General features: G+C 38.2%; 9 protein-coding genes. 4 read left to right on the top strand and 5 right to left on the bottom strand.

Annotated features, from left to right (window positions below; translation table 11 throughout):
• Positions 1–7: 7 nt before the first annotated feature.
• The 3 genes from IWX76_RS15865 to IWX76_RS15855 are packed head-to-tail and all read left to right on the top strand — an operon-like array spanning position 8 to position 4,059.
• A complete protein-coding gene (locus IWX76_RS15865) occupies positions 8–655 on the top strand; it encodes a hypothetical protein (protein WP_196861007.1) in 648 nt (215 codons plus the stop codon).
• Positions 652–2,343: a capsule assembly Wzi family protein gene (locus IWX76_RS15860; protein WP_196861006.1), complete on the top strand. Its 1,692-nt coding sequence runs from the start codon at positions 652–654 to the stop codon at positions 2,341–2,343. The genes IWX76_RS15865 and IWX76_RS15860 overlap by 4 nt, the downstream gene beginning before the upstream one ends.
• 3 nt (positions 2,344–2,346) lie before the next feature.
• Positions 2,347–4,059, top strand: coding sequence for a capsule assembly Wzi family protein (locus IWX76_RS15855; protein ID WP_196861005.1), 1,713 nt, complete (start codon positions 2,347–2,349; stop codon positions 4,057–4,059).
• Position 4,060: 1 nt separating this feature from the next.
• Here the strand turns inward: IWX76_RS15855 and IWX76_RS15850 are convergent, their stop codons facing one another.
• Both IWX76_RS15850 and IWX76_RS15845 read right to left on the bottom strand, forming a co-directional pair.
• Entirely contained in the window at positions 4,061–5,569 is a 1,509-nt protein-coding gene (locus IWX76_RS15850) for an oligosaccharide flippase family protein (RefSeq protein ID WP_196861004.1), read from the bottom strand.
• Positions 5,570–5,574: 5 nt separating this feature from the next.
• Positions 5,575–6,867 (bottom strand): hypothetical protein, encoded by a 1,293-nt coding sequence (locus tag IWX76_RS15845; RefSeq protein WP_196861003.1) that lies wholly within the window; start codon positions 6,865–6,867, stop codon positions 5,575–5,577.
• 346 nt (positions 6,868–7,213) lie between these two features.
• On the opposite strand from IWX76_RS15845, the gene IWX76_RS15840 reads away from it, so the two are divergent.
• On the top strand, positions 7,214–7,975 hold the full coding sequence (locus tag IWX76_RS15840) for a 2OG-Fe(II) oxygenase (protein ID WP_196861002.1): 762 nt from the start codon (positions 7,214–7,216) through the stop codon (positions 7,973–7,975).
• 475 nt (positions 7,976–8,450) lie between these two features.
• Here IWX76_RS15840 and IWX76_RS15835 read toward each other — a convergent pair whose 3' ends face one another.
• From IWX76_RS15835 to IWX76_RS15825, 3 genes are read right to left on the bottom strand one after another with little or no spacing between them, the layout of a single operon-like run.
• On the bottom strand, positions 8,451–9,560 hold the full coding sequence (locus tag IWX76_RS15835; protein ID WP_196861001.1) for a hypothetical protein: 1,110 nt from the start codon (positions 9,558–9,560) through the stop codon (positions 8,451–8,453).
• A gap of 1 nt (position 9,561) precedes the next feature.
• Positions 9,562–11,889 (bottom strand): SLBB domain-containing protein, encoded by a 2,328-nt coding sequence (locus IWX76_RS15830; protein WP_196861000.1) that lies wholly within the window; start codon positions 11,887–11,889, stop codon positions 9,562–9,564.
• A 42-nt stretch (positions 11,890–11,931) separates the two neighbouring features.
• Positions 11,932–13,584, bottom strand: coding sequence for a capsule assembly Wzi family protein (locus IWX76_RS15825; RefSeq protein ID WP_196860999.1), 1,653 nt, complete (start codon positions 13,582–13,584; stop codon positions 11,932–11,934).
• Positions 13,585–13,588 lie beyond the last annotated feature (4 nt).

The raw sequence follows: 13,588 nt of genomic DNA, 5'->3' as shown, positions 1-13,588 counted from the left end.
TGACTATATGAAATACATATTAATTATTGCGCTCTTTTCTCTTACACTGTTTCTTTCTTGTTCTAAGGAAGTCAAACAAGATGTTGAAGTCTATTTCAATGATTTCGAAACAAATGATTTAAATGGAATCACACTTGGACGCATTGAAGACTATAACAAGTCAAAAGTACTGGGCCGGTACAATTCAGGAGGGTTTGATTTGCAAATAAAAGACTTACCAAAGCATAAGTTGGTTGTAATATCTTTCGACCTATACATTCATGACAGTTGGGAAGGTAAAGGGATTGACAATATTGATGGGCCAGATATCTGGAAAATGATTGTTGATGATAATTTATACATCAATACCACATTTTCTAACGCACCCTGTAACGACAGCAATTTTTGTCCACCGCAATCATATCCTTTTGACTATCCAAACAGTTCTCAAAATCCCAAATGGGGATCCGTCTCCAGAAACCTTCCTGGAGCTTGCTTATCTGCTGGCGTAATTGGAGGAACTACACTTTATAAAATCACAAAAACGATAGAGCATTCTAAAGCAACACTACTCTTACAATGCCGTGATCAATTAATACAAAACAATACCCAAGATAATAATTGTGATGAAAGCTGGTCGGTAGATAATATACGGGTAAAAGTAATCAACCTATGAAAAAATTAGCATACCTATGCCTCGCAGTACTCTCACTAACCGTACCAATGCAGGTTTTTGGTCAATCCTTAACCGTTGGCAACACCGCACTGGAAGATTATTACCGTCGGCAGCAGCTTTTAGGAAATCTGGATTCTACGGTTTCGTTTACAGTCAGGCCACTTATTCCTATTCAGGCATTTCGGGTAAAAGATGCAATCTATCCTGATTCTACGGAAACCAGGTATAATGCCTTGAATGCGGAAAGCAGCTTTACTTCTAGCAATGGAAAACTTAAAGCCATGTTTTTGCCTTTAAGTATACACGCACAGGCAAATTCTCATCATCCCTATGGTTGGAATGACGGTGCCATGATCCCCGCAAAGGGCTTACAGACCTTACTAAGTGCAGGTATTTATGCAGAATATGGACCTTTAACCATACAATTTAAGCCTGAAATCGTTATGGCGTCAAATTCAGGATTCGATACCTTTAACAAAGACCATTACGACATCATTACCGCCCGGTATTATGATTTTTACAACAACATCGATCTGCCAGCCAGGTTTGGCAATTCTACCTATAACAAAGCCTATTGGGGTCAAAGCAGCATCCGCCTGAACTATGAAAGCCTGTCATTTGGTTTATCCACCGAAAATTTATGGTGGGGACCAGGCATGCGAAGTTCCTTATTAATGAGTAACAACGCCCCAGGATTCAAACATTTAACCTTGAATACCCGCAAACCAATTAACACACCGGTAGGTTCTTTCGAAGGTCAAATTATTGCCGGACGATTGGAAAACTCTGGATTTGGTGTTTTGGAGCCTGAACGCAATCATTTTTCGAATCCCTTATTCCTGCCTAAACGCGACGACTGGCGTTACCTTGCTGGTTTGGTGCTTACTTGGCAACCTAAATGGGTGCCAGGTTTATTTCTGGGTTTAACCAGGAGTTCACAAAACTATGGTGAGGATCTAAGAAAGTTCGGTGATTACCTCCCATTCTTTTCGTCCAAAAAACAGAGCAATGCAGCAGAGGCCATAAGTAAACGCGATCAGCGGAATTCATATTTTATGCGTTGGTTATGGCCTGAGGAACATGCAGAAGTATACTTTGAGTATGGAAGAAACAATTATTCTGGCGACTTTCAGGATCTTCTGTTAGAACCAGCCGTATCCAGGGCTTATATCTTTGGTATCCGAAAGTTATTCCCCTTTGGCATAAGAAAAGATGAAAATCTCATGGTCAATGTTGAAGTTACCCAGATGCAGGAAACCGACATCTATAAAGTGATGACCGCAACAGGTTGGTATACAAGTAATCACATTAGGCATGGGTACACCAACAGAGGTGAAATTCTTGGTGCTGGAATTGGACCCGGTGCAAATATGCAATCTTTAGAAGTGAGCTGGGTTAAAGGATTAAAACGCCTGGGCCTCCAATTTGAAAGGTACGTTCATAACAACGATTTCTATTATTATGCTTATAATGATTCTAAAGACTGGAGGCGACATTGGACAGATCTTAGTGTTGCAGCTGTTGGTGAGTGGAATTATAAAAATTTAATTTTTAATGCCAAATTGCAGGGAGTAGAATCATTGAACTACCAGTGGTATCTTAAGCAAGAGCCCGGAGAACCTTATACACGCCCGGGGAAAGATGCATTTAATTTGCAGATCCAAGCTGGTCTAACTTATCGTTTTTAATTTATGAAACAGTCTAGAAATATATATATCCTGTTCTTTATCCTAGCGCTGACTTGTTCAGGCCTAAAAACTGCCTATGGACAAACTCTCCCAGTGGGTAGTCCAGGTTTAGACGATTATTATCGTAGGTTACAATTAATGGGTAAGTTAGACTCCAACTTGTCGTTTGCGGTTAGGCCATTATTTAAAGAAGCGATCTTACAAGATGATATTTTTGATCCAGATTCATTGGCTAAATCCTCGGTATTCAATCGCAATAAAAGTTTCGCGAGTGGCAATGGCACTTTTCAATTACTACCAGTATCCTGGCAGCAGCATTTTAATTCTAATCATCCTTATGGATGGAATGATGGCGGAATGATCCCTGCTAAAGGTTACCAAACGATGGTAACTGCTGGTTTTTTTGCTAAATTTGGTCCGTTAAGTATCCAGTTGAAACCAGAAATGATTTATGCTGCTAATGCTGATTTTAAAAGCTTTGGCGACAACCGTTCTGATGCAGATCTGCGTCAGTATTATAGTTATCATAATTTCATAGACGCCCCTGAAAGATTTGGAGATAAAGCTTATCAGAAGTTATTATGGGGGCAAAGCAGTATCCGTTTGACATTTGGTCCAGCCTCTATAGGCTTGTCTAACGAAAATTTGTGGTGGGGTCCTGGCATGCGTAATTCTTTAATGATGAGTAATAATGCCCAGGGGTTTAAACATGTTACACTGAATACCGTGCGCCCTATACGTACTGGTATAGGTTCTTTTGAGGGTCAAGTTATTAGTGCACGATTAGATGATTCCGGCTTTGCACCATTACCCGTTCAAAATTTGTCTACTGGACTAAACTTGCACGCTGGTTTTCGGAAAGATTGGCGTTACCTCACTGGCTTTAACTTAAATTATCAGCCCAAATGGGTGCCCGGCTTATTTTTAGGTTTCACCAGAACTTTTAGTGCTTATCATAGTGACCTAAGCACTTTTAGTGATTATTTCCCGTTTTTCACACCTTTCCAGAAAAATAAGGTGGCAGAGGATGGACAGAACCTTGTAGAAGAAACTTTTGACCGGGATCAAAGAACTTCCTTATATGCGAGATGGATATTTCCCAAAGCTCATGCTGAAATCTATTTTGAATATGCTTTAAATGATAATTCCTTTGATTTTAGAGATTTTATTGGATCCCCAGATCACTCCAGGGCATATTTGTTTGGTTTGAGTAAACTAGTTTCATTAGGACGTGAAAAAGATGAGTTTATTCAGGTAAATGCTGAACTCACACAGCTTTCCCAAACAACAGATGGATTGTTAGTTCGTTCGGCGGGAACCTTTTATCACCACGGAGGCGTTAGGCAAGGTTATACCCATAAAGGTGAAGTAATTGGTGCTGGAACTGGCTCAGGGGGCAACTTACAATCATTGGAGTTGAACTGGGTTAAGGGGCTCAAGAAATTAGGTCTTGGTTTAGAGAGGTATGAACATGGTAAAGATTTTTCTGATCGGTTTGCGGCTAGCCCAAACGGAAGTAGAAAGTGGGTTGATTTTGCTGTTGCAGCTCAGGGGAGTTGGGATTATAATAATTTAATCTTTAACGCAAAGCTACAGGGTATCAAATCTTTAAATTACCAATGGAGACAAAAGGATTTTAGTACAGATACATATTATATACCACATAATGATGCCTTCAATATTCATGGTGAAATTGGTATAACATATAGATTTTAACTTATTTTAATAATTTAGATATGGCTGTTCTGAATGATTTATCGAATAGGACCAAGAGACCTACGATAGAGATGTAACTTAGGACCATTAAAAACGAATAAGAAAATAAAGACACATAGTTTTTGCTTTCCTTTACTTGTTGTAGTGGTAAATAACTTATTATACTAAATAGCAGTGATAGACTAATTGGTAATGCAAATACCTTGTAAAAAAAGGTAAACCTTGTCATGTATAAATATTTGATTAGCCAGTTAACTAATACCATACAGCCTGTGCCAGCACAAAGTATTTTTAATAAAGCCAGCAATACCCCGCTATCAACGGATTTATAAAAAATCCATAGTCCCAAGTATTGAATTGCGATATAAATAACGGAGTTTGCATATAATATGTTCATTTTTAACTTAGTTGTTAATAAAGATCCAATAGGTGTAGATAAAGGGTAGAATATGTATGAAAAGACCAATAGTTGGGTAATGATTACTGATTGTTCAAATTTATTCCCTAACCATGATATTATTAGTGCTTTAGAAAACAATACCAATACTACAATTCCAGGGATCAGTAAATAAGATCCTAACTTAATAACCAGGTAAAAGAATGAACTTAACGCCTCCTTACCTGATACTACTAAGTGATTAAATTTCACCGTTAATGGATAATACAGTGTGCTTAACACATTCCTCAGAATACTAGCTACATTGAAAGCAATGGCATATTGCGCGGTTGCGGCAGCACCAGCTAAATAGGTAATCAATACCAGATCAATTTCGAAAAACAGAAGCCAGGCCAAAGATACAAAAAGGGAGTTAAAGGCTAATCTGGAAACTTTATTGTAGATACTTTTCCGAAACCTGAATGCCTTAAAAAAATAGCGGACATTGTAGTCAAATTTTTTGGTAGTAAGATAACCCAGTGCAATTATATTAATAAGATTTAGGACATTATAAAATAGGAAGTATTCTACAATCTTATAATTTCCTGGTGAAAAGAAATAATAAATGGATATTAAGCGTAGCGCAATATTAATAATTTCAAATTTGAACACAATGTGGTCTGCAAACCTTACTGAATATATTACTTGAATAATTCGTTGCAGGATCAAAATTGGAAAAGAAAATGCTAGGATTCTCAATAAATCAGCAGCAATAATAATTTCAGCTTCTGTAATGCCTTTAATTAAGTAATGAGGATAATAGCTAAAATAAAAGATTCCTATGGAGAGAGGGAAACAACATAATAAGAACACTAAGCAGGAGAATGACGTCACAGCAATTTCAGCCTTTAGTTGTTTTTTGGCTACGAATTCTGCAGCAAATTTCCTGGCGGCTGTAATAAAACCTAAATCTGCATAAGAAAAAAAGATAGTAATGGAAGAACAAAACGCATAAATTCCAAATATAGTCGGTTTACTTGTTAAGTGTGGTGTTACAATGAGTAAGGATAGGATGCCTAAAAGGTAGACTAGTGATTTCCAGAATACAATGGAAAAAAATTGTTTTTTAAACATGTTATTTAAGGCGCTGAATGAATTGAATCTTTTAGTATGTTCTCATCAAAAGTGCTCATATAACCTGAAAGAACATCGTTAGGTTGACAGTGTCTTCTCCTCAATAGTTCTTCCAATTCATATTCATCTTTTGCGACCGCAATTTCTGGATCTGAACCATCAAAAGGTGGGACAATTTTATAATTTAACAAGTCAACCCCGTCATCATCTTGAGGTTCGTATATAACGTAGTTCACACCATTAAAAATTGATTCTAGGAATACTGTAGATGTTGGACCGATAGCCAATGTAGTATGCGCCAAAGATTCACTCAATTGCGGGTAGGGATCAGCTATAAAAAAGGAAGGATCTAAAAAAGAAAGCATCCAATGAACATTTGCTGATGGGTGAGGACGCAACCGCACACTTTTAACTCCAAATTTATGCAGTACTATCTGGAGAGATAATAGATAAACGATAATCGCACCTCGGTCAGCAATTGCAGGTTCATAAGTATGCTGGTGCCAGGTCATGGCTTTTGGTAAAATAAGAATATTCTCGAAGGAATTGCGTAATAAATCAATCCTTTTTGGTGTCATATATCCTGGGTGACCGATAACGAATATCTTTTCGGCGTTGAACCCTGCCTTGATATAATTACATTTGATTTTATTGCCCCAGACATATAAATAATCCGATCGGTTATCTACTTCTTTAGAGTAAATTCCTGGCAATCCATGTGACAAAACGAATGACTTTTTGTTTATCTTTTTAAACACTTCTATTGTCACTTTAGAATGGTAATATTGATCAGTAAATAAGAAAACAGCACTTGGATCTGTTTCTGAATAATAATTAAATAAGTCACTTTCATACTCATCAAGTAAGCTTGCAGTTTCAGGCTTTAATAAGGTATTAAAGCTTGCTTTCCCTAATAAGTTATTAATTTTCTTCGACTTTTTATACAAGGAATTGTTTCCGTCAATTACGAATCCCCTGGGCAACCAAACAGGGGTGTGAACCTCGCCAAGCTTAGCGAGGTATTGGTCAAACTTACCAAAGTAAATACTTGAAATAAATTTTTTTTTTGTTTTACTTTTAAACTGGTTGCGTTTAAGTATGATTTGATTTTTTAAATCATACTTGAGCTCTTCGTAAGTCCAATGATGTAACTTGTTTTCGAAGGGGGTATTAAAATGCGCTCCATAATGGTAAATGCGCCAATCTAATTCTATTTTAATTTTATCCAGGTAGTTTTTTTTTGCCAATTCAGGCATTCCCTCTATGATCTTACTAAGAATATATCTTTTTACTTTCATCTCACTACCTGCTTATTTCCAATCCTTAATCAAACATTTATCATTATTTTAAAAATAAACATTTAAATATTTAAAAACTACAAAAAATAAGGATTACGGTAACTTGTGGTCTTGTTCTACATGTTAAGTTTACGTTTATAATACGATTTTAAAAGCAAATGCTTCGTTGCCATTTCCGGCCGATCCGTTTTAACGAGCTATATTTTATACACATTACTTTCGATGTAACTTAATTAATAAATGCATAATAATTAAATTATGTAAGTATATTGCGTTTTTCTAAAATAAACGTATGGACTTGAATAGAGGTTACCTCTCAAATTTAATACTTTCAAGACTCGAAAGTATGTCAGATCAACTAAAGAATGATTTTGCTCAGACAGGAAGAATAAACAGCTGTATAATTGATGATTTACTTCCAGAGGAGATTGCCCAGCAAATCTACGATGCTTTTCCTTCACCAGAAGAAATGGCTATACATAAATCTTTAAGAGAAAATAAAAGGATTGCAGCTCAAATGGATTTATATAATCCGCTTTTAGAAGAGATAGTATTTGCATTTCAAGATGAGCGGGTTGTTAAAATTGTTGAGCAAATTACTGGGATAAAAGAAATGGTGCCTGATGAAAATTTATATGCTGGAGGTATTAGCCTAATGGCCCACGGTAACTTCTTAAACCCTCATTTGGACAATTCTCACGATAATGATAGAGAAAATTATCGGGTGCTTAATTTATTATATTACGTTACTCCAGATTGGGATATTAATTCTGGTGGAAATTTAGAATTGTGGGATAATGGAATGAATAAACCGCAAAGGACTATTCATTCGAAATACAACAGGTTAGTATTGATGATAACGAATAAATCTTCAATACATTCTGTAAACAAAGTAACCTCACAGGGGAAAAGGTGTTGTATATCAAACTATTATTTTTCAAAAACCCCAGCAGAGTCAACAAATTACTTTCATGTAACCTCTTTTTACGGACGCCCAGAAGAGAATGTGAAGAATGTCATTTTAAGAGCTGATGCTTTTTTAAGGCAAACAGTCAGACAAATAACTGGTAAGCGAATTGTTGACACAAAACATATCTACAAAAAATAGCAAGAGTAGTCTTATATACATTTAACATACAAGTTTGTAATTTACTGTTAAACGAATTTTTCTTCAGATTTCTTTTCGAAATTGACAAGCAGAGTCTGTTATATTATCAGCCTCTGCTTGTCATAACTGTTTTTTTATTAACTATATATTAATTCGCATCCGCAACTACCAGTCATATAAAAAGGTGCAATTCTGCATACAATTTTTTAATATTTCTACTCAAAGTGGCCCATGTCAGGCGATTATAAGCACGAAAGTTAATGTCTACCTGACTGCTATGAACAAATCTATGGTTAGTTATTAAGAAGCCAATAGTGTATGTTTTTTAACATCTATATTTATTGATTTTATGCTCGACCGAAAAAATGAATTAAGAGGCTCCTATATTAATTTAAATGGAATAATTGATATGATATTAAGCATTAAAAGATAAAGAAATTATGGAAGCCTAATTTATTTAATATATAATTTTGGATCAATTTTTTACAACTCTCTTCCGAAATAGTAACAAATAACCACTGAAACCAATCCCGGCAATCAGCATTCCCGCCAGTATGGCTACAAAATACTTCAACCTGTTTTTCTTTAATGGTAGTTCTGGTTCGTCTACGATTTGTACTGTTGGGGTTTCCTGTGCTAGCATCGTTTTACTGCCTTCCAGGTTTTTTACTGTTTCCGAGAAAATGGTACTCAATACAATCTTGTCCCGTTCCTGCATTTCCACATTGGCATTGGCCGTGGTATAAGCCGGGTTCAGGTCTAATAAACTTTGGTTAGCTGATGCCGCCGCATAGGTTTTCCGGTTCAAAATCCGACCTATACTGTCTGCACGGTGTTGTAGACGGTTCACGTTATTTCTTAATCGCGAGGTTTTGGTGGTGATAAAAAAGTCGGTCGCTTGTTTGATCATGCGGGTACAAAACAAAGCGGCCAGTTGTTCATCTTTCATGGTCGTGTTCACTTCAAAAAAACCCAGTTTTTTATCTGTTTTGGCGATGCCGAATTCACCTCCTAATACCAATTGTGTCATTTCATGGATCAAACTATCCTGAACACGAGAGTTCTTCGACGGGTCCATTGGAAAAGCGATTACTTGACCATCTTTACTGTGTTTTAACCACTTTTTATTTAATTTATTGACTTCCGCATATTTATCAGCAAGGGTTTTGGTGCCCAGGCTATCATATGGCGTCAAAAGCGTCGATTTAATCAACTTTCTGCTCTTTAACAACTCTTGCACATTGTCGCCGGCTAACACGCCACTGGCGCCCCCAATACCATCCAGGTTAAAACCAAACTGCCCGGCTAGTGCGGCTAAACCACCACCACCAGATGATTTGGCATCATCGATCACAAAAGTTAATCTTGCCGTATACGTAGGTGTCCACAAATAAGCCGTTAAGGCACCTAATGATGCACCGATAATTAAAAACAGAGCCATCCATTTCTTAAAACTTAACACATACTTCAGGTCGTCTACCCGGTTTCCAATGACTTTACTGAACGAAAATTCAGGTTCATAAGGGTAGGAGCGGTTTTCCGGATAAGGTGTATTCGAAGAAGGAGGCGTATTTTCGGGCATCATGTTAGTTATTTAAAATAGCGATTAAACTAATCAATGCGGTTACTGCAGAAGTAATTCCGCCAATTTCTGCAAAGCCCAGTTTCAATTTGCTGTTAGGATCTTTTTCAGGTACAATGATCTTACTTCCCGGCGTTACAGGCGGATAATTACGGAAAAATAAAAAGCGGGTCACCGGTTTATTCAAGCCGTTTGGATATTGTACATAAGCACCTTTTAATAATGCATTTTGAGTAGCTCCGGCAGCAGCGTTCAGGTAATAGGTAAAGTTTTTTCCATTGTAATCCACCAGTTGCGGGTTATTCACCGCACCAGCAACCTCTACAAAAGAAACTTCCCTTGGAATATAAATACTATCACCTGGTAAAAGGATCATGCTTCTTTTCACACTTTCCCTCTCACTGGTATTGGTCAGGTCTAAATTTACACGTACCCCTTTTCTATACACCTGTGCATTAGCTAAAGAGCCATAAGGACTCAAACCACCGGCACGTTTTAACAGGTCTAAAGCAGTTTCATCCCTACGTTGTACAGAATACTCTCCCGGAAATAAAACTTCACCTTTCACGCTAATGTTGCCTAGAGCACGGTAATTCACTAGACGAGGCACATAGATATAATCCATCGGCTGCAGTTCCATGTCGCCTTCAGCGTCTGTATTTAAATTGATCGTAAAAGTCTTCACTAATTGGTTGGCAACACTATCCGAATCGTTGATAATGATCCTTGATATCTCCACATGGTGATCAGCAGCTTCGTCTTGAAAACCACCAGCCATGGCAATGACATCATTTAGTTTCATGCCTTTTCTATAGGTAAAGGAAGCCGGACTTCTTACAAAACCCTGTACCGTTACATTTTGTGAAGAGGTAAAAACCGCTCTGTCTTGCACCATTACGGAGTCATCACGCATTAAAGGTAAATCGCTTCGGCCTTCTACCACATCCATCGGGTTAAAAGAAATTAATTCTTTTTCCAGGTTCGGCAAGGTTCTTTTAACGTAACCACGTTCCATATATGCTTCTGGTTTTAAGCCCGAAGCCGTTTTTAACAGGTCGCCCAAACTCATGCCTGCAGTCAATTCATACACGCCGGGGCGGTACACTGCGCCTTCTAATACAATTCTGTTGGTATAGCGGTTGGTAATGGCACCAATTTCCACTAAATCACCATTGTTAGGGGTAAAGTTTCCAAAAAGGTTAGAGGGTACATCTTTAACTTCCCGTTCCAATTCATTGATCTGGTCAATTTTAGCCATGCCGCGGTAAGCGATATCTGTAAAACCACCGGCATAGCCAATCAGGTTGTCTAACTGTTCGTTTTCTTTCAGCTCATAAATAGCTGGCCTTTTCACTTCCCCTTTAATGCCTACTCTTTTTCGGTATACCGGAATGCGGATGACATCCTGGTCTTCCAAACGGATGTTGCCATCCATTAAACCATTTTGCAGGAAGGTGTAGAAATCGATCGTTTTATAAACACGGTTATTTCTTAGTAATTCTATGTAACGTAAGGATCCGTTAGCATTAGGGCCGCCAGAATTATACAAAGCGTTAAATACTGTCGACAAAGAGGATAAGGTATAGGTACCCGGTGTTTTCACTTCTCCCACCAGGGTGATTTTAATGCTGCGTGTATTTCCTAGGTTAACAGCTAGTTTGGTTTGCCCACTGTTTAAAGCGGGGTAGGCCTTACTCATCCTGCTTTTAATCAAACTGGTAGCCTGTTCAATCGTAAAACCGTTTAGATAAACTAAACCCGCATAAGGGATTTGTACATTTCCTTCCGTGGTAATTTTTGTTCTTACACTGCTTTCATTCATCCCGGTTACCAGGACAATTAATTCATCACCCGGACCTAAAACATAACTTTTTGGGGTAGCTACACTAAAGTTAGGCTCAAATTTTATTCCTGTCTGGTTAAAAAATTCCATGCCGTATACACCTAAAACAGGTTCAGGTTTAGACACAGGTGCAAGTGGAAAAGGCTTCACCAGCACGGGTGTCGTATCCCGGGCATAATCAATCGCTTCTTTTTCAGCAGTCGCAGGCATTTTAGCGCCTTTTTTATTTAAACCCAGTAGAGTGACCCGGTCTTTAAAAGCCTGTACTTCACCTGGCGACATGCCCTTTTGAACCATCATTTTATAGGCTTGATCTTCAGGAATTCCGGTTTCTTCCAATTTATCCCAGGCTTGTTTAATTTGTGCGTCAGATAACTGACTTACTTTAACATTCTGGATGTTACTCATGGATATGTTTTGCGCATTCACCTTTAAAGTGACCGAAGCAAAAAGAAATAACAGAATATAATATAGGTATTTATGGTTCATGGAAGGATGTTGTGCTAAATCGCAAATATAAAGTATTAAGGATTAAAAGCCATAGGATACCCCGAACTTAAACTCGTTGGGCACGGCTGACGTTTGCAGGTCTGGTCTGATTACACCATTCTGGTGCATATAGGACGCTTTGACATACAATTTTTGAAGCAACTGGTAGTTGGCTTCGAGTAAATATTGTTTTTGCGATTGCACCGGGCCCTGACTTAAAAACGGAGGCTGTGGTTCTGCCCAATACTGGTCAAATAAACCGCCATCAGCACCCTTGCGGATGGCATTAAATTCAAAACGGGTAATCAAACGTGATACCGGAGAATAACTTGCCCAGGCAGTCATGCGGTCAGCATTCTGGCCCATCCAGTCACCCAAAGTGTAACCCTGGTTGGTATAGGTTTGTGCAGGGATCAGGTTGTTATAAACGAAAGGACTAATGCGGGTATATTCTGCACCCAGGGTGAGGTAGGAGATACCCAATACGTCAGTATGAGAAAGCCCCATGGTATAACCTAACTGGTTCCTGCTTTTCGCCTTATTGAAAATTTCGCTGGTGCGAATTTCATCAACAAAAAGCGACGCATATAAATGTGTTCTCGGTAAATGGTTTCTTGAGCTTGCGGAAAAGAAAAACTGGCTGTTGGCTCCGGTAGACAATTTATAACGGCTTTGGTATTGATCATAAGCTTTAAAAAACATCACGGGGATAAGGTAAGCAATGTCAAAATCATCACTGTAGACCATAGATTCCCCAACACTCAGGTTCAAACCTTTTGTGGGGATAAAACTTAAGGTATGCGAAGCCATAAATTTTTTCACATACATTTCGCGGTTTTCTCCAAATAACGCATTGCCTTTATCATAAGATCTTGCAGAGTCGATCACTGCGGAGTTTAACCAGGCATGGGTATAATTAAAATGTAACCATTTTAAAGGGCGATAATCCAAACGGATATTTGGGTAAGCCGGTGATTTATCAGAAGCCACTATACGGCCATTTTGCCCATATCCCCATAATAATTGTTCTTTGCCTAAACTGATCGATCCATTTTTCCAGGCGTAGGTAATGTAACCTCGGAAATCACTGTAATTTACTGTTTTTGACTTTGGATTCACGTTGGCCGTCCTCAAAATCCCAGTTTCCGGTGTAAATACCCGGTTGCTGTCTATACCGTTTCCTTTATCGGTAATGTCCTGGAAATAAAATTGGAAACTGATGTTTTTACCAGCATGGCCCCAAAAGGTTAAACCTGTTGCCGTGCGGGTAACACTTTTTCCTTCCCCAAGGTGCGTTTCAAAAGTCAATGCCGGATCTCCGTTTAACACAAAACCATCTTTTTTAACGGAAAGAAAACGCCACCGGCCAGCTACATCCTTTTTAAAGAAAGTGGTAGTGTCGGGCTTGCCTTCCTGGTCAAATTCACTGAATTCTTTTAGGTAGAAGGCCAGTTCTTTTTGTTCCGTTAGGGATAGGTTTGTCACCGAATCCTGCAGCGTATGCAATAACTCCGCAATATTTTTGCGACTCACTGGCTGAATTAAGTCATTAAATTCAATATTGCCTTTTTGTGCCTGCCGTGATAAATATTGGTAAACAGGGTTTTTAGGGTTTTCAAATACCACTTGTGCAGAGCTGTTAATGGAACCAGTTATTAAAAACAGGAAGAGGATTAAGTAAAGGTTTTTATTCATTGTT

It is taken from the genome of Pedobacter sp. CAN_A7, from assembly GCF_015752175.1.
Lineage (GTDB): Bacteria > Bacteroidota > Bacteroidia > Sphingobacteriales > Sphingobacteriaceae > Pedobacter.
This window is presented reverse-complemented; position numbering and strand designations above follow the sequence as displayed.